The sequence below is a fragment of the Sorangium sp. So ce693 genome, assembly GCF_051521375.1.
In the GTDB taxonomy this organism is placed as follows: Bacteria; Myxococcota_A; Polyangia; order Polyangiales; family Polyangiaceae; genus Sorangium; species Sorangium atrum.
The window spans coordinates 9833043-9851024 of sequence record NZ_CP150347.1 but is presented as its reverse complement, the minus strand read 5'-3'; the positions used below and the strand labels follow the sequence as shown (position 1 = coordinate 9851024).

The following is a 17982-nucleotide window of genomic DNA, read 5'->3' as shown; positions in this document are numbered from 1 at the left end:
GGTCGCCTTCCGTCCTGCTCGGCACTACGATGATGATCCGACAGCGGCGCCCCTGAAGGATGCGAGGGGGGCAACGATGGAGCTGCGGGATTACACGCTGGAAAAGGTAATCTACGACGGCAACGAGACACGGGTATGGCGCGCGGTCCATGTCCCCTCGGGGGCGCGCGTGGCAATCAAGATCCCCGTGGCCGAGGTGGCCAGTCCGCGTGTGATGGGTCGGCTGATCCACGAGCACCAGGTGCTCGTGCAGCTCGCACAGGTGCCCGGGGTGGCGCGCGCACGGGCGCTGGAGCAGCGGGGCGGCACGGCGGCGCTGGTGCTGGAGGATCCTGGCCTCGGCTCGCTCGATCGCCTGCTCGCCAAGCAGGGGCGCGTGCCGGTCGGGGCCGCGCTGCGGTTCGGCCGGCTCCTGTCACGGGTGCTCGAGGGGGTGCACGCCGCTGGCGTGATGCACAAGGACATCAAGCCGCAAAACGTGCTGGTGGACGAGGCCTGCGAGAGGGTCACGCTGCTCGACTTCGGCATCGCCTCGCTGTTGTCCCAGGAGGCCACCGAGGCGAGCATCCCCGAGGCGCTGGAGGGGACGCTTGTCTATATTTCCCCGGAGCAGACGGGGCGCACAGCGCGCGCGCTCGATACGCGCACGGACCTGTACTCGCTGGGGGTGACGCTCTTCGAGGTGATGTCGGGGCGGCTGCCGTTCACGGAGCGCGATCCGCTCTCGCTGGTGCACGCGCACCTGGCCAAGGACCCGCCTCCGCTCGACGCCGTCGCCCCGGAGGTGCCAAGGACCGTGGCAGCCATCGTGGCGAAGCTCCTGGCCAAGGATCCCGAGCGGCGCTACCAGACGGCCCGCGGCGCGGCAGAGGATCTGGAGGAGGCCCTCCGTCGATGGGACGAGCGGGGCACGGTGGAGCCGTTCGGCCTGGGAAGAAAAGACTTCTCGCGCAAGCTCCGGTTGCCGCAGGTGCTCGTGGGACGGGAGCGCGATGTCGAGCGGGTGGGCGAGTCCTTTGCGCGCGCCGCGCAGGGCACGACGGAGCTCCTGCTCGTCGGCGGCCCCTCGGGCATCGGCAAGACGGCGCTGGTCCGCACGGTCTATAGGGATATCGCGCAGGCGGGGCGCGGGCTCCTGATCGCGGGCAAGCACGATCAGCTCGCGCGGTCGACGCCTTACGCGGCGCTGGCGCAAGCGTTCGGGGCGCTGATGCGCCAATGGCTCTCCAGCTCGGAAGCGGTGCTCGAGGCCTGGCAGGAGCGGATCCGGCGCGAGGTCGGGGACAACGCGCGGCTCATCGCGGACGTGGTGCCGGAGCTCGACCTGGTCATGGGCAAGCTGCCGCCTGTGCCGCCGGTCGAGGGCGAGCAGGTGCTCAACCGGCAGAAGCTGACGTGGCTGAATTTCGTGCGAGCCGTCACGGCGCCGAACCCGCCGCTCGTGATGTTCCTGGACGACATGCAATGGGCCGACAGCGCCACGCTGATCATCCTGGAGACGCTGCTGACGGACGTGGAGCGCAAATCGCTGCTGGTGATCGCGGCGTACCGCGACAACGAGGCGCCGCCCGAGCACCCGCTGTGGAAGCTCGTCGAGGCGGTGGAGAAGAGCGAGGCCAAGGTGTCGCGGATGACGGTGGGCCCGCTGTCGGGAGAGCAGGTGCAGAAGTGGTGCTCGCGGACGCTGGAGAGCGAGCCCGCGCGGGTGGAGCCGCTGGCGCGCGTGCTCTCGCGCAAGACCCGCGGAAACCCCTTTTTCCTGGAGCAGCTGCTGCTCTCGCTGCACCGGCAGAAGCAGGTGGTGAGGGATCCGGAGAGCGGGGCGTGGCGGTGGGATCAATCGTCGCTCGAGAGGGCGGGCGTCACCGATAACGTGGTCGCGCTCCTGACAGACAAGGTGCGTGAGATGCCCGAGCCGACGCAGCAGCTCCTGGGGCTCGCGGCCTGCGCAGGCCACACGTTCCACCTGCAGGATCTGGAGCGGCTCAGCGGGTGGGAGCGCGCCCCGGTCACGGGGGCGTTATGGCCGGCGCTGGATGCAGAGCTGGTGGTGCCGGTCGACGGGGCTTACCGCCCCGCGCAGGCGCTCGGCGTCATTGGCGCGGCGGCGATGGACGCGGCGTACCGGTTCCTCCACGACCGCGTCCAGCAGGCGAGCTACGAGCGGATCTCGCCGGAGCAGCGGGTGCTCGCGCACCTGGAGATCGGCCGGCGGCTCCATGCGCGTCATCTCGCCGAAGGGGGCACGGTCCAGCAATTCCTGGAGCTCGTGCGGCACCTGAACCTGGGCTCGGCGCGGCTCGAGTCCGTGGAGGAGCGCAAGGAGCTCGCGCGGCTGAACCTGGAGGCCGCTCGCTGCGCGAAGGCGGCGAGCTCCTACCGATTGATGGCCAACTTGCTGGACAGCGCGCAGGCGCTCCTCGGCGGACGCGCCTGGGAGCGGGAGCGCGCGCTGTCGGCGGAGATCGGGCTGGAGCGCCTGGAGGCCGCCTATCTGCTGCGGGAGTTCGACGACGTCGAGGCGCGGGCGCTCGCCTTGCTGGACAGGCCTCTGCCGGAGGTCGCCTGGCTGTCGGCGCAGGAGATCCGCACGCGCTGCTGTGTCGCCACGGGCCAGTACGCGCGCGGAATCGGGCTCGGGATGGCCGCCCTCGCGAAGCAGGGCATCACGTTCCCCGACACGGATGAGGCGTGTCAGGTCGCGCTCCTGCAAGAGTCCACCGAGCTGGATCAATGGCTGGACCGTGACCCGGACGGGTTCGATCGAATGCAGGTCGATCCGTCGCTGGAGCACCGGCTCATCGATGCCCTGATGACGCAGGCGCAGCTCTGCGCGATCTACGGCGGCCGGCCGATGCTGTATACGCTCGTCATCGCCCGCATCGTGTCCGAGGCGATACGGCGGGACGCGCTCACGCCTGCTGCCACCCTCATGATCTGCAGCTTCGCCAACGCGTGGTCGGTGGCGACGGGCATGTATCGCCGTACCATGCGCTGGCTCACGCCCGGTGTGCGCGCCGCAGAGCGCGTCGGCTCCGCGATGCTCCCCGAGTGCCTCGCGCTCAAGGGGATCTACCTGGGCTACTCGAGGCCCATCGATGAAGCGTCCCCCGTTTACGAGCAAGCCATCGCTGCCGGCCTGAAGATCGGGTCGTTTCAAGGCACGAGCTGGGGGCTCCTGTGCGACTTGCTCTACTACCGGCTGTGGCGCGGCCTGCCGCTCGGCCAGGTCGACGCGCAGCACAAGGCGCGCTGGGAGCTGGTGCAGCGCGCAGGGGACGCCGTCGGGCGACACCATTTCGAGCTGGTCGCGTCCTTCTGCGAGGTCTTGATGTCTCCTGACGGCGCCGAGCGCCTCCTGGAGGAGGAGCCATTGCCACGAGGTTCGCGCTCCCTCCTGGCCGACGGGGACAGGTACACCGGAGGGTTCGCTCGTACGCTGGAAGGATATCTGTTCTGCGCTGTTGGCAAGTGGGAGCGGGCGCTGTCGAGGATGCGGGAGGCGGAGCAATTCCAGGCAGACATCCTCGGGATCCCGATGGTGACAGACATCGCGCTCTTCCTCGCGCTCGCAGCGGCGAAGCGCTGGCCCGTCGCCGTCACGGACGAGGAGCGGGCGCGGCTGCGGGAGCACATCGAGCACAGCCTCGCGCGATTGCGCTACTTCACCGAAGGCTGCGAGGCCAATTTCCTCCACAAGCTGCGCCTCGCCGAGGCCGAATACGCCCGCGTCCTCAGCAAGCCCGATGAGGCGGCGGCCAGGTACGACGAGGCCATCGAGCTGGCCCGCGAGCACCGCTTCCTGCACATCGAGGCCCTGGCAGCCCAGCTCTCCGCCGAGTTTCGGCTGGAGGCGGGCAAGACCCACGTCGGGGCGATGTACCTGCGCGAGGCGCGCGACGCCTACGCGCGCTGGGGCGCTGACGCGGTGGTCGCCCATCTGAACGCGAGGTATCCCGCCCTGCTGAAGGCGTCCCTGCACGAGTCGGCCTCCGAGCGTACGACCGTGATGGCGACCACCACGACCACGGGCAGGTCGACAGGGGCGCATTTCGACGTGAAGACCGCGGTGCGCGCGGCGCAGGCCCTCTCGGGCGAGCTCGACCCGGGGCGCGTGGTGGGCCGGCTGATGGAGCTCACGCTGGAGAACGCGGGGGCGCAGCGCGGCGCCCTGGTGCTCAGCGAAGGGGACGCGCTCTCGGTCGTCGCTCGGCTCTGGGTGGAGGGGACCCGCATCGAGGCAGGGCTGTCGGAGCCCCTCGGGCAGAGCCACGACGTCCCCGTCGCGGTGGTGCAATACGCGGCCCGCACGGGCGAGCCGGTGGTGACAGGCGACGCGAGGTCCGACGCGCGCTTCGCCGGCGACCCGTACCTGGCGTTGCACGCGGTGCTCTCGCTGCTGGCGCTGCCCTTGACGCATCGGGGCCACGTGGTGGGCGTGCTGTACCTGGAGCACCGCGACGTGCCGTCGGCGTTCCCTCCCGCGCGCGTGGAGCTCCTGTCGGTGCTCGCCTCGCAGGCGGCGATCGCCGTCGAGAACGCGGTGCTGTACCGGGACCAGGAGGTGAAGATCCAGGAGCGCACGGCGCAGCTGCGGATCGCCAAGGAGGCGGCCGACCGCGCCAATCGAGCGAAGAGCGATTTCCTCTCGAGCATGAGCCATGAGCTGCGCACGCCCCTCAATGGCATCCTGGGTTACGCTCAGTTCCTCATGCGAGCGCCCGAGCTCTCGCCGAAGAGCCGCGAAGGGGTGCAGATCGTGAAGAAATCGGGCGAGCACCTCCTGGCGTTGCTCAACGACCTCCTGGATCTCGCGAAGATCGAGGCCGGCAAGATGGAGCTCGTCCCCCGGAGGTTCGACTTCCCCTCCTTCGTGCACAACGTGGTGGACCTCTGCAGCGTGCGCGCCGAACAGAGGGGCATCGCGTTCACCCACGAGGTGCGGGGCCCGGCGCTCGCCGCCGTGTACGCCGACGAGAAGCGCTTGACACAGGTGCTCCTGAACCTGCTCGGCAACGCCATCAAGTTCACGGAGCACGGCGCGGTCACCCTGCTCGTCGACGCCCTGGGCGAGGGCGGAGACGGGCAGCGCGACGTGCGCTTCCGGATCGAGGACACGGGCACGGGCATCGCCCCGGAGCACCTCGCGCGCATCTTCGAGCCCTTCGAGCAGGTGGGAGACCAGAGGGTGAAGAGCGAGGGCACCGGGCTCGGCCTCGCCATCAGCAAGAGGATCATCGAGCATATGGGCGGGACCATTTATGTCGAGAGCGAGCTCGGCAAAGGCAGCGCGTTCACCGTGACGCTCACGCTCGCCGAGGCGCTCTCTTCCGCGGCCGCCGACGAGGCCCTGGCGTGGGCCACGATCACCGGTTATCGCGGCGAGCGCCGCAAGATCCTCGTCGTGGACGACAACCCCGGCAACCGCGCTCTGTTCTGCGATCTGCTGGTGCCCATAGGCTTCGACCTCGTCGAGGCCGACGGCGGCGAATCCGCGCTGCGGCTGGCCCTGGAGCACAGGCCGGCGCTGATCCTGATGGACCTGGCCATGCCAGGCCTGGACGGCTATGAGACCACGCGCCGCCTGCGGCAGATGCCCGAGCTCGACGGGGTGGTGATCCTGGCCTCGTCGGCGAACGTCAACGCCGCCGAACAGCCGAAGGGGGCCCACGCCGGCTGGGACGACTTCTTGCCGAAGCCGGTGCATGCCAACCTGCTCTTCGAGAAGATCGCGCGTTTTCTGCGCGTGGAATGGACGCACGAACCGGTGAACGCCACGGTCCCCGCGGCGGTGAGGGGGGATAGCGCGCTGGTGCCGCCCTCGGCCGAACAGCTATCGCTGCTATCGCAACTGGTGGCGTCGGGCCGTATCCGGAAGGTGCTGGCGGAGGCGGAGCGGATGCAGCAAAGCGAGCCGCGGCTCGGCCCCTGGCTCGAGCAGCTCCAGACGCTGGCGCGGACGTACCAGATGCGGAAGCTGCAGGAGTTCGTCGAGGAGCATGCCGCGGTCGGCGCGGCGGTGGCCGACGGTCAACTGTCATGAGCAGAGCCTCCGCGCCCGGTGCTCGTGAGGGCACGATCCTCGTCGTGGATGACATGCCCGCCAACCTGGCCCTGCTCGTGGATCATCTGGAATCCGCAGGTCATCAGGCGCTCGCCGCCGAGGACGCGGAGGCGGCCCTGAAGCGGGCCAGCCTCATGAGACCCGACCTGATCCTGCTGGACGTGGTCATGCCCGGGATCGACGGGTTCGAGACCTGCCGGCGCCTGAAGGCGGCCGAGGGCACCCGAGACATCCCGGTGATCTTCATGACCTGCCTCGGAGAAGTGGCGGACAAGCTCGTGGGGTTCGAGGCGGGGGGCGTCGACTACATCACCAAGCCGTTCGAGATTGAAGAGGTGCTCGCGCGGATCAGGACGCACCTGAGCTTGCGCGAGGCGCAGAAGGAGCTCGAAGCGAAGAACGCGCAGCTCGTGCGCGCCCACCAGGAGCTGGAGCAGCGGGTGCGAGATCGCACGGCCGAGCTGGCGAGCTCGAACGCCGCCCTCGAGGCGGAGAACGCCGAGCGCCGGCGCGCAGAAGTTGCTTTGCGCGAGAGCCAGCACCTGCTTCAGGCCATCTTCGACAACTCCACGGCGGTCATCTACGTCAAGGACCTCGAAGGACGCTATCTGATGATCAACCGCCGCTACGAAGAGTTGTTTCATGTGACCGCGCGGTCGATCGCCGGCAAGACCGACCATGATCTGTTCCCCGCGGAGTGCGCCGATGCGCTTCGCGCTTTCGATCGGCAGGTGGTGGCGGCCGGGGGGCCGCTGGAGATGGAAGAGATCGTGCCGCAGGACGATGGGCTCCACACGTACATCGCGATCAAGTGTCCGCTCTTCGACGAGTCGGGCCGGTCGTACGCGGTTTGCGGGATCTCCACGGACATCAGCGATCGAAAGCGGACCGAGGCGGAGCGGGAGATGCTCCTCTCCCGCGAGCAGGCGGCGCGGGCGGAGCTCGAGCGCACCGGGCGGCTGAAGGATGAGTTCCTGGCGCTGCTGAGCCACGAGCTGCGGACGCCGCTCACCGCGATCCTCGGCTGGTCGCAGCTGCTCCGTATGCGCGGCCCATCGGACGAGATCCTGGGCCGGGCGCTCGGGACGATCGAGCGGAACGCGCGGGCGCAATCCAAGCTCATCGACGATCTGCTGGACATGTCGCGCATCATCGGCGGGCGGCTGAGCCTCGACGTGGAGGCGGTCGATCTGACCGAGATGCTCGAAACGCTGCTGGAGTCGACCGAGCCGGCGGCGAAGGCGAAGGGGATCCGCCTGGAGCTCAGCGTCGAGTCGCCAGGAGAACACGTCATCGGGGACCCGAATCGCCTCCAGCAGATCGTGTGGAACCTGCTCAGCAACGCGATGAAGTTCACGCGGCAGGGCGGGCAGGTGAGGGTGTCGCTGCGCCGCGAGGGGTCGTACGCGCGCCTCGCGGTGAGCGACACGGGGATCGGCATCGCACCGGAGTTTTTGCCGTACGTCTTCGAGCAATTCCGGCAAGCAGACGCCTCGACCACGCGCGAGTACGGCGGGCTGGGTCTGGGCCTCTCGATCGTGCAGCACCTGGTGGAGCTGCACGGGGGGACGGTGGAGGCGGCCAGCGCAGGGAAGGACCAGGGGGCGAGCTTCACGGTGAAGCTGCCGCTGGAGGTCAAGCACGTGGCGGCGCTGGCCGGAGGAGAGCCGCCCTCGGCGCCGCAGCGCCGGCCATCACGGCCTCGTGGCGGGGAGCTCTTGAATTTGAAGGGGGTGCGGGTGCTGGTGGTGGATGACGAGCCGGACACGCGAGAGCTGCTCCTGCGGATACTGGCGGAGTGCCAGGCGGAGGTGCGGACGGCGGGCTCGGTCGTCGAGGCCCTGGCGGAGCTGGAGCGAGACCAGCCGATGGTCCTGGTGAGCGACATCGGCATGCCGCACGAGGGCGGGTATGAGCTGATCCAGAAGGTACGGCAGTTGCCGGAAGAGCGTGGGGGGAGCGTGCCGGCGCTGGCGTTGACCGCGTTTGCGCGCGCGGAGGATCGCGCGCGGGCGCTCAGGGCCGGATACCAGATGCACCTGGCCAAGCCGGTGAAGCCGCCGGATCTGGTGGCGCACGTGGCGACGTTGGCCGGGCGAATCCATGGCGGGGCGAGGTGAGTCGAGGCCGAGCGCGGACCTGTGGACGTTCATCGGCTCCGTAGGGTGTAGCTTCGGCCAATCAAAAGAAGCGAATGATGAGATCGTCGGCGAGCGCTGGCCTGATGCCGCGCGACTGTCACCGTTCGTGGTGACGCTCGGCACCCGCTTGCGGGAGAAGCGTATTCCTGCGCGGAGAGCCCGACACTTCGGCTTCTTGTATTGCGCGCTGCGGCATGGCCGTGAGCGAGCCGGCGCCGGGGTCCGGCTCCCACTCCCGCGGCTGCGGACCGCGCTGGGCCCGTTCAGCTCTCCCGCGGCCCGCCGCTCGTGCATCCGGGGGCTGGTCGGCGGCGAGTCGGCCCGAAGCCAGGGGCAGCTTGCGCAAATTTCGATGCCGGGCATTCTGCCTGTGCGACGGGCCCTTGGCGTCCGGCGAAACCTTCCCGATAATCCCGACCCGTTCAACCCTCGAGAAAACAGTGGAAACGAAAAATTCTACCATCATTTACACGAAGACGGACGAGGCGCCGGCCTTGGCCACCTATTCGCTCCTCCCGATCGTCGAGGCGTTCACGAAGGCCGCCGGGGTCCGGGTCGAGACGCGCGACATCTCCCTGGCGGGCCGCATCCTCGCCAACTTCCCCGAGCGCCTGACGGACAACCAGAAGCTAGGCGACCACCTGGCGGAGCTCGGCGAGCTGGCCAAGACGCCAGACGCCAACATCATCAAGCTACCCAACATCAGCGCCTCCATTCCGCAGCTCGTGGCCGCCATCAAGGAGCTGCAGCAGCAGGGCTACGCCGTGCCGGACTATCCCTCCGAGCCGAAGACCGAGGAGGAGAAGGCGACCAAGGCGCGTTACGCCAAGGTGCTCGGCAGCGCCGTGAACCCCGTCCTGCGCGAGGGCAACAGCGATCGTCGCGCCTCGCCGGCCGTCAAGGACTACGCCAAGAAGCACCCGCACTCGATGGGCGCGTGGAGCCGTGAGTCGAAGAGCCACGTCGCGCACATGTCGAGCGGCGACTTCTATGGCAGCGAGAAGTCGGTCGTGGTGGACAAGGCGCAGGAGCTGAAGATCGAGCTCGTCGCCGGCGGCAAGACGACCGTGCTCAAGGCGAGCGTCAAGGTGCAGGCGGGCGAGGTCGTCGACGCCAGCGTGATGAGCGCCAAGGCCCTGCGCGCGTTCTACGCCGAGCAGGTGGCGGACGCGAAGAAGCAGGGAGTGCTGTTCTCCCTGCACCTCAAGGCCACGATGATGAAGGTCAGCGACCCGATCCTCTTCGGGCACGCCGTCAGCGTGTTTTACGCCGAGGCGCTCGAGAAGCACGCGGCCACGCTGGCCAAGGTCGGCTTCGACCCGAACAACGGCATCGGCGACCTGTACACGAAGATCCAGAGCTTGCCGGCAGACGAGAAGGCGGCGATCGAGGCGGACATCAAGGCCCTCTACGAGCAGCGCCCGACGCTCGCCATGGTCGACTCCGACCGCGGCATCACCAACCTGCACGTGCCCTCGGACGTGATCATCGACGCCTCGATGCCGGCGGCCATCCGCTCCAGCGGCAAGATGTACGGCACGGATGGCAAGCTCTACGACGCCAAGTTCACGATCCCCGATCGCTCCTACGCCGGCATCTACCAGGCGACGATCGAGTTCCACAAGCAGCACGGGGCGTTCGATCCGCGCACGATGGGCACCTCGCCGAACGTGGGGCTCATGGCGCAGGCCGCGGAGGAGTACGGCTCACACGACAAGACCTTCAAGATCGCCGAGAGCGGCACGGTGCGCGTCGTCGACGCCGCCGGCAACGCCCTGCTGGAGCAGAAGGTCGAGGCCGGCGACGTCTTCCGCGCTTGCCAGACGAAGGACATCGCCATCAAGGATTGGGTCAAGCTGGCCGTCTCCCGCGCGCGCGCCACCGGCGCCCCGGCGGTGTTCTGGCTCGACGAGAACCGCGCCCACGACAAGAACCTGATCGCCAAGGTCAAGGGCTACCTGCACGAGCACGACACCAAGGGCCTGGAGCTCCCGATCAAGAGCCCTGTGGAAGCGATCAAGTTCACGCTCGCCCGCATGAAGGAGGGCAAGGACACCATCAGCGTCACCGGCAACGTGCTGCGCGACTACCTGACGGACCTGTTCCCGATCCTGGAGCTGGGAACCAGCGCCAAGATGCTCTCCATCGTGCCGCTGCTGGCCGGTGGTGGTCTGTACGAGACCGGCGCCGGCGGCTCGGCGCCGAAGCACGTCCAGCAGCTGCAGAAAGAGAACTACCTGCGCTGGGACTCGCTCGGTGAGTTCCTGGCGCTGCAGGTCTCGATCGAGGACCTCGCCAACAAGACCGACAACGCCAAGGCCAAGGTGCTCGCCAAGGCGCTGGACACGGCGATCGGCCTGTTCCTCGAGAACAACAAGAGCCCGGCCCGCAAGGTCGGCGAGATCGACAACCGCGGCAGCCACTTCTACCTCGCGCTCTACTGGGCGCAGTCCCTCGCCAAGCAGACCGAGGACAAGGAGCTGGCGGCGAAGTTCGGCAAGCTCGCCCAGACCCTGACGGACAACGAGTCCAAGATCGACGGCGAGCTGATCGGCGCGCAGGGCAAGCCCGTCGACCTCGGCGGCTACTACCATTTCGACGATCAGAAGACGTTCGCCGCGATGCGGCCCAGCGCCACGCTGAACGCGGCCATCGACGGCTTCTCCTGAGCCGCGCGGGGTCCCCGCCGAGCGCGCATGTGCCCACAGGCGACGCGCTCGGCGGCCACGGCCATTCAACCACCGCACGACCGAGTCACGCGCCGGGAGCGCGCCTTGACGCCCACCATCAAACGATGACACCATGTCTGAAATCGTTTGGTGGACTGGAGCAGGGAATGGCCGGACGAGGACGATCGATCAGCGGAGATAAGCCCAAGCCCGGCGCTGGCGGCGGTGGAGAAATCTCTCCAGGGAAGCTGGATCCGTTCGAAGGGAAGGACTCCTTCGACGGTGAGACGTTCGATGGGCTCACCCTGGAACGAGCGGACCTGAGCGACCGAGATTTCTGCGGCTGTGTGTTCCGGCGTTCGAAGCTCGGCGAGAGCCGCTGGACGCGCGTTCGGCTCGAGAACTGCGTCTTCGAGAGCTGCGATTTGACCAAAGCCGACCTCACCATGCTCTCGCTGCGCGGCGTGGCGTTCAACTCCTGCAAGCTGATGGGCGTCGACTGGACGAACATCGCGAAATTCCCCGACGTGTCGTTCGAGGATTGCGACTTGCGGTATGTCATCATGGATTCGCTCGCGCTGCGCAAGACGCGCTTCGAGCGGTGCGCGATCACCGAGTCGGTGTTCGCCGCGACAGACCTCGCCGGGGCCGTGTTCGAGGAGTGCCGCTTCGCGGGGACGCGCTTCGAAAACTGCGACCTTCGAAACGCGCAGTTCCCTCGAGCCCAGGATCTGTTCATCGATCCGGCGAAGAACAACGTGAAGGGCGCCCGCATCTCGCTCGAGGCGGCGATCCTCCTCGCGGCCTCGTTCGGCATGCACGTGCTCGGCTTCACGGAGAAGGACGGCAGATAACGGCCCGGGTCGCCGTGCGCCGCGGCCTCGAAAGACCTGCATCCTTCACGGCTTCGCGGCGCTCCCCAGCTCGGCCGGGAGCGCCGCGTCGAGCCAGGCCTCGAAGGTGCTCGACAGCGCGCAGGTCGCCGCGCCGCCGCAGAGGTCCGCGCGCTTGGCCGCGAGCTCGCCCTCGATCGCCTCCCGCGTGGCTCCCAGCGCGCGCGCGCAGACGAGGTTCTTCGCCGTCTGAGCGACGTTCACGCCGCTGCCGGCCGTCACAACGATCGCCGCGGGCTTCTTGCCGCACGCGCGGCCGAGCGCCGCGGTCGCGCTGGCGTCGGTCGCTGAAAACGAGCCGTCCTGCACCGAGTGGAAATAGAACTTCGGCCCGGTCACACGCGACGGGCAGCTCTTCACGCCGCAGTCCGCGCCGAGCCACGCGACGAAGGGACCGTAGCTCCCGATGTCGGGCCGCATGTCGTGATCGAGGTGCTCGATGCCGAGGCCGCCGGAGACGCTCGGGGCCTTCGCATAGGCGGACACCGCTCCGTTCGAGAACGTCCAGACCGGGCTCGGCGCCGCCGGCTTCGCGCCCGCGGCAAGCGCGTTGAGCTCGTAGGGGACGATGAGCTCGTCGTTGCCGTCGTCGTCGAAGTCATACACGTTCAACGCGGAGATCGCGAGTCCACCGGGCGCGACCTCGATCGTTCCGAGCGGCGCCGCGGAGCGCTTGCCTTCGAGGTCGATCCGCACCACCTCGATGTCGAAGGCGAGCGCCCGCGCCGCGCCCTCGCCGGCGCCCGCGAATCGCGTCAGCGACAGCGCCCAGGAGCCGAGCCCCGCCGGCTGGCAGACCCCGAATTTCGGCAGGCGCGTCGCCTCGGCCGCCGAGACCTTCTCGGGCCCTTCGAGCTTCTGCGCGTTGGAGATGCGCGCTCGGTTCTGATCGAGGAGCTCCTGGCAAGCGCGCCGGTGCGACACCACGGAGCCGGCCCAGTCGAGCTTCGCGGTCGTCCCGTCGATCTGGAGCTCGTAGCGCGTGTCGGTCCACTCCAGCGTGACGCTCTGCTTCGCTTCGGCCCGGAACGGAGCGACGAGCCGGAGCTCGCCGCGCTCGTCGGCGAGGACCTCGTTCGACGGGCCCGCGTCGGGATCCTCGCCGGCGTCGGCGGTCGCCGCGGGCTCGCTCGGCTTTTCGGCTGCGGCCTCCGCGCTCGGATCGTGGAGCACCGCGCGGACGGGGTGCCCTCCGGTCCCGTTCTTCTTCCGGCAAAGCAGCTCGAGCCAGCCGTCGAGGCTCTTCGCTTCGCAACCGAGGCCGACGGCCGCTGCGATCGGCTCGCTCCGGCCGTCCTTGAAGGACGCCGGCGCACCAGAAGGCGCCGGCGCAGCCGACGGCGGAGTCGGCTCGGTGGGCGCCGCAGCCGCGGGCGCGGGGGCCGACGAGGCTGCCTCCGCGGCGGCCGGCGACGCTGACTCCGCGGCGGCCGCCGCCGGTGCGCTCGATCCGGCGCTCGGTCCCGAGCTCGCCGCCGGCAGGCCGGCCTCCTCGGATTTCTGACAGCCAACGAGAATCCCCAGCAGAAAGCAAGCGCTCAGTCTCTTCATGGTCCGGTCCCCTGGATCTAGCAGCCTGCGTACCAGCTCGGAGGCACGGGTGAAATGCCTCTGCTGGCCCAAGGATCGGCCGTGGCGCGTGTCGGGGCGGCCACGGCGTCGTGTTCCGGGCGCGCCGGGCGAACCGAGCTCGATCCTCGCCCGCCAGATCGGATAGGCTGAGCGTCCCATTCAATCGCGGCGTCAGGCGCCTGGAGAGAGCAGATGAGCGAGTCCAGCATTCACGGGGGTTGCCTTTGCGGGGCGGTGACATTCGAGGTCGACCCGCCGTTCCAGTTGATGGCCCATTGCCATTGCTCGCGCTGTCGCAAAAGCACGGGCGCGGGCCACGGCACGAATCTGGCCGTCGATCCCGGCCAGCTCCGATGGCTGTCAGGGGAAGAGGCCATCACACGCTATGAGCTGCCCACGGCGAAGAGCTTCGGGAAGTGGTTTTGCAGCCATTGCGGGTGTCCCGTCCCGCGCATGAGGCGGGGCGGCAAGATCATGGTCGTCCCGGCGGGGTCGCTGGATACGGCGCCGCCCATCTCGCCGACGGATCACATCTTCTGGGCATCCAGAGCACCGTGGGGGTGCGCCAGCGGAGGGCTTCCGACCCACGATGAGTACCCAGCGTCGTGGTAGGACGACCGGGCGTGTCGTCCCCTTGAGCGTCGCGCAGGGTCAGCGGGTCACGCTGCTGTCCGGTCCGGCGCCCTTGGGGGGCTCGTAAGGCTCGGGGCTCTTGCCGACGGTCCTGAGGTTCACGAGCTTGTTGAGCAGATCGAACCAGAACGGCGCGCCGAGGGAGGCCGCGGCCGCGGTGATGAGGATGCCGGGGGTCAGGAGCCTGTCGAGCACCCCGCGGATCCAGCCGACGATGCCCTGGCCGAGGATCGCCGCGATCGCGTTCCAGAGCTTCGGAACGCTCGTGTGCTCGGGGGCCTTCACGCCCCAGGTGATCTCGACGTCGAGCCCGGTGAGCCGGGAGCGAGCGCCGCTGGCCTCGGCGATCGCGGACATGATGTCCTCGTTCTGGTCGACGCCGCCGGCCTGAGGCGCGGCGCGGGGCGGCGACTTCGCTATCTCCTGCGCCGCCGCGATCAGCCGGGCGCGCACCACCGCGTCGCGCGAGAGCGCGCCCGCGAGGCGGATGCTGTCGGCGTTGAACCCGACGCAGAGGACGAGCGCCGTCGCGCTGATGATCAGCTGCGCGCGGCGCTTGTACCGGCCGGCGGCCCGGTCCATGGCGTCATTGAACCAGCGCTCCAGCCGGATGTTGGCCTCGCGCATGTCCTTGACCGTGGAGTCGACGATCGTTGTGAGGGCGCGCCGGAGATCGCTCTTCGGCGGCATGCTCCGGAGGATGTGCTTCAGCTCGTCGAGCGGGTCCTCGTCGCGGCTCGGCGCCGCCGCGATCTCGCCCGGCAGAGGCGCGGAGGCGCTCGCCTGCGGCGGCGGGACGCCGTCGCTCGCCTGCTGCGAAGGCGCGGAAGCGGCGTCGCTCGTCGGCGAAGGCGCGGCGCCGGCGCCGCTCGGCGAAGGTGCGGCGGCGGCGCCGGCCTGCGGGGGCGGCGCCGCTGCGCTGTCGGGCCAGGGGACCTGCCGCAGGGTGTCGATGAGCGCGGCCACGAACGCGTGCGACGGGATGTAGGACGGCCCTACCCAGCCGTACTTGAGATCCTTGATCAGCGGGTGCTCGCGGAGCCTCTCCGCGAGCGGGCTCGGGTGCGGTCCCGGCATCACCCGGGTGCGCACGAACACGACAGCGACCCGCGCCACGCGCTTCATGACGTGCTCCAGCGGGGGGCTCTTGGGGGCGGCGGTATCGGCGGCGCCGGGCGACCGCTTCACGTGCGCGTCGAGCTCGCTATCGGCCAGCATGATCTCGATGCTCTGCGCCAGGTTGAGCGCGCGCAGCCGGAGCACGCCGGCGAGCGCCTCGTGGATGGCCGAGCAGAGGACGCTGAGCAGGAAGAAGACGCTGACGAGGCCGATCGCGATGTCGAGGGTCGTTCCCATGGGCATCCGGAAGGGCAGGGCGCGCTGCGGCGCGAGGCGCAGGCCGGCGCGCGTCGCGCGCTCCCCCGGCCAGCAGGGACAGGGAGGAAGAGGCGGCCCTGCGAGCGCCCGTTCCCCGCCGCGGCCCGACCAGCAACTCCCCTCCGCGGCCCCATAAGCATACGCCACCCGGCGCCGCGGAGCGAGCGCGAGAGCGAGCTCGCTCCCGCGCGTCATCCCGCGCGTCATCCCCGCTCGATACCCCGGGATCTTGGTCTACCATCACGCCCCCGTGACGAGCTCCACGCTACCCCCCGAATCGCGGCGCAGCAGCGTGCCGCAACCGCACGCCGCCTGGGTCCAGGAGAGGGCCGACCTCGACCGGACGACGCTGCGGCCCAGGCGCGCCCGGCTCGTGCACGAGCCGCCGCCGGCGTCGCCGCCCGGAACGCTCGTCATCGAGGAAACGCAGCGGCCGAAGATCTTCGTCATCGACTACGACGCCGAGGTCGTGTCCGAGAAGGAGATCCAGCGCGTCGACGAGTGCATCCCCTACCTCACGGACGACCGGCCCTCCATCACGTGGGTCGATGTCCGGGGGCTCGGGCACAAGGGCACCTTCGAGCGGCTGGGCGAGATCTTCCGTGTCCACCCGCTCGCGCTGGAGGACATGGTCAACGTGCCCCAGCGGCCGAAGGCGGACGTCTACGGCGGCGAGCACGTCCTCATCATCGCGCGGATGGTGCAGGTCAACGAGCGCTGCGTGCTGCGCACCGAGCAGCTGGCCATCCTGGTCGGCAAGAGCTTCGTCCTGACGGTGCAGGAAGAGGCCGACTGGGACGTCATGGAGGCCGTGCGGGAGCGAATCCGCACAGGCCGGGGCACGATCCGGGAGCGGGGCGCCGATTACCTGGCGTACGCGCTGCTCGACGCGGTGGTCGACGGCTTCTTCCCGGTGCTCGAGCGGCTCGGCGAGCACATCGAGGACCTGGAGGTCGAGGTGATCGACGCGAAGCGCCGGATGTCGAAGCCGATCCACGATCTGAAGCGGGATCTGCTCACGCTCCGGCGCGCGATCTGGCCGCAGCGCGATCTCGTCAACGCGCTGCTCCGCGAGGACAACCCGATCATCGCCAAGGACACGCGGCTCTACCTGCGCGACACGTACGATCACGCGGTGCAGCTGATGGACATGGTCGAGACCTACCGCGAGCTCAGCTCGGGCCTCATGGATCTCCACCTCTCCGGGATATCGAACCGGATGAACGAGATCATGAAGGTGCTCACGATCATCTCGACGATCTTCCTCCCGGTCACCGCCATTGCAGGCATCTACGGGATGAACTTCCACCACGAGACCTCGCCGTACAACATGCCGGAGCTCGACTGGTATTACGGCTATCCGTTCGTATGGCTCCTGATGCTGGCGAGCGTCGTCGGGCTGCTCACGTACTATCGCCGCAAGGGCTGGATCAGGAAGGACGACGACGGCGCCTGAACGGCGGCGCCGGCGGCGATGGCGAGCGCGGCGCGTCAGCGCTTCTTCGCGGGCGCGTAGAACGCGAGGTTCCTGAGCAGGCGCGGATCGCCGGGGCGGCGCGCGAGGGCCTTGCGCAGCGCCGCCTCGCCGGCGGCGAGCTCGCCGACGTGGAAGGCGCTGGTGGCGACGAGGTCGAGCAGCTTGTGCTCGTAGACCTCGGCGTCCACGAAGAGGGTGGCCTGGGCGGGGAAGGGGAGGGCGGCGCCGCGGGAGGCGAAGAGGTAGGTCAGCGGCCAGCACCGCTGCCCGTACCAGTGCCAGGCGACGGCGAAGAGCGGCTCGGCGCGGTGCGGGCTGTGGGCGTGGGCGTCGAGGTAGCGCTGCTGCACCTCGGGCCAGGGGCGCCCGAGCGCGGCGGCGGTGCGCGCCATGCGGAACAGCGATTCGTAGGCCTCCTCCTGCCAGCCGCCGAGCGCGGCGCGCCGCTCGTAGGCCTCGAACGCCTCCGCGTGCCGGCCGAGGCACTCCAGCGTCTGCGCGAGGTAGAAGGCGGCGCGGGCGTCGCGGGGGGATCGGGCCAGCGCGGCGGAGAGCAGCTCCAGGTCGCGCTGCCATCTCCGGGTCTGGGCGGCGGCGTCGCGGCGAGAGAGGTCGTGGACGATGTGGGCGTCGGGGACGCGGATCGAGGGGGGCGGCTCGCCTTCCTTGGAGAGCACCTCGTGGGTGGCGCCGACGTAGCGCCACCCGGCCGAGGCGCGGGCGAGCCGGGCGGAGTCATAGACGGAATCGCCATAGCGTACGCGGACGTGGTAGGCGCCGTGCCCCGGGCCCGACGCGTCGCGGCGCTCGTCGCAGAAGCGACGGAGCGCGTCGCCCGCGACGAGGCGCTCGTCGCCGCTCAGCATGAGGGTGAACACGGCCGCGTCGCCGGCCAGATCGAGGGCGCGGCTGCGCGTCGTGCCGAAGTCGATGAAGGGCTCCTCGACGAGGTCGCCGGGGACGCCGGCCATGGCAGAGCGCACCAGGGCCTGTGTGCCGTCGGTGGAGCCGGTGTCGAGGACGGTGAATCGGTCGACGTGGGGCCTGACGGAGGCGAGGGTCTCGCGGATGGAGGGGGCCTCGTCCTTGACGATCATGACGAGCGCGAGGAGGGGGGGCGTCACGGGAGCAGTATGCCGCCGGACGCCGGTGGACC

At 69.4% G+C, this 17982-nt stretch carries 9 protein-coding genes; 6 read left to right on the top strand and 3 right to left on the bottom strand.

The window, feature by feature from the left end; all coding sequences use genetic code 11:
• Positions 1 to 76: 76 nt before the first annotated feature.
• From WMF14_RS36775 to WMF14_RS36760, 4 genes are all read left to right on the top strand, one after another.
• A complete protein-coding gene (locus WMF14_RS36775; protein ID WP_437793897.1) occupies positions 77 to 6043 on the top strand; it encodes an AAA family ATPase in 5967 nt (1988 codons plus the stop codon).
• Positions 6040 to 8184 carry a response regulator gene (locus tag WMF14_RS36770; RefSeq protein ID WP_437793894.1) on the top strand — a complete coding sequence of 715 codons (2145 nt, stop codon included), beginning with the start codon at positions 6040 to 6042 and terminating at the stop codon, positions 8182 to 8184. The genes WMF14_RS36775 and WMF14_RS36770 overlap by 4 nt, the downstream gene beginning before the upstream one ends.
• Before the next feature lie 461 nt (positions 8185 to 8645).
• A complete protein-coding gene (locus WMF14_RS36765; RefSeq protein ID WP_437793892.1) occupies positions 8646 to 10874 on the top strand; it encodes an NADP-dependent isocitrate dehydrogenase in 2229 nt (742 codons plus the stop codon).
• A 167-nt stretch (positions 10875 to 11041) separates the two neighbouring features.
• Positions 11042 to 11728: a pentapeptide repeat-containing protein gene (locus WMF14_RS36760; protein ID WP_437793889.1), complete on the top strand. Its 687-nt coding sequence runs from the start codon at positions 11042 to 11044 to the stop codon at positions 11726 to 11728.
• Positions 11729 to 11773: 45 nt separating this feature from the next.
• On the opposite strand, the gene WMF14_RS36755 is transcribed toward WMF14_RS36760, so the two are convergent.
• A complete protein-coding gene (locus WMF14_RS36755; RefSeq protein WP_437793887.1) occupies positions 11774 to 13318 on the bottom strand; it encodes a hypothetical protein in 1545 nt (514 codons plus the stop codon).
• Between the two features lie 213 nt (positions 13319 to 13531).
• Here WMF14_RS36755 and WMF14_RS36750 point away from each other — a divergent pair, with 213 nt between their 5' ends.
• Complete coding sequence (locus WMF14_RS36750) at positions 13532 to 13951, top strand: GFA family protein (RefSeq protein WP_437793884.1); 420 nt, start codon at positions 13532 to 13534, stop codon at positions 13949 to 13951.
• Between the two features lie 39 nt (positions 13952 to 13990).
• On the opposite strand, the gene WMF14_RS36745 is transcribed toward WMF14_RS36750, so the two are convergent.
• Positions 13991 to 15328, bottom strand: a complete 1338-nt coding sequence (locus WMF14_RS36745; RefSeq protein ID WP_437793881.1) for a hypothetical protein — start codon at positions 15326 to 15328, stop codon at positions 13991 to 13993.
• Positions 15329 to 15641: 313 nt separating this feature from the next.
• Between WMF14_RS36745 and corA the strand changes: the two genes are divergently transcribed.
• Complete coding sequence (gene corA / locus WMF14_RS36740; protein ID WP_437793879.1) at positions 15642 to 16805, top strand: magnesium/cobalt transporter CorA; 1164 nt, start codon at positions 15642 to 15644, stop codon at positions 16803 to 16805.
• Positions 16806 to 16840: 35 nt separating this feature from the next.
• Here corA and WMF14_RS36735 read toward each other — a convergent pair whose 3' ends face one another.
• Entirely contained in the window at positions 16841 to 17950 is a 1110-nt protein-coding gene (locus WMF14_RS36735; RefSeq protein ID WP_437793876.1) for a glycosyl transferase, read from the bottom strand.
• Positions 17951 to 17982 lie beyond the last annotated feature (32 nt).

Excerpts from the sequence above, each read along its gene's own strand:
- WMF14_RS36750 (WP_437793884.1), top strand. The coding sequence starts at position 13,532 with ATGAGCGAGTCCAGCATTCACGGGGGTTGCCTTTGCGGGGCGGTGACA.
- WMF14_RS36770 (WP_437793894.1), top strand. The coding sequence starts at position 6,040 with ATGAGCAGAGCCTCCGCGCCCGGTGCTCGTGAGGGCACGATCCTCGTC.
- WMF14_RS36775 (WP_437793897.1), top strand. The coding sequence starts at position 77 with ATGGAGCTGCGGGATTACACGCTGGAAAAGGTAATCTACGACGGCAAC.
- WMF14_RS36745 (WP_437793881.1), bottom strand. The coding sequence starts at position 15,328 with ATGGGAACGACCCTCGACATCGCGATCGGCCTCGTCAGCGTCTTCTTC.
- WMF14_RS36760 (WP_437793889.1), top strand. The coding sequence starts at position 11,042 with ATGGCCGGACGAGGACGATCGATCAGCGGAGATAAGCCCAAGCCCGGC.
- WMF14_RS36755 (WP_437793887.1), bottom strand. The coding sequence starts at position 13,318 with ATGAAGAGACTGAGCGCTTGCTTTCTGCTGGGGATTCTCGTTGGCTGT.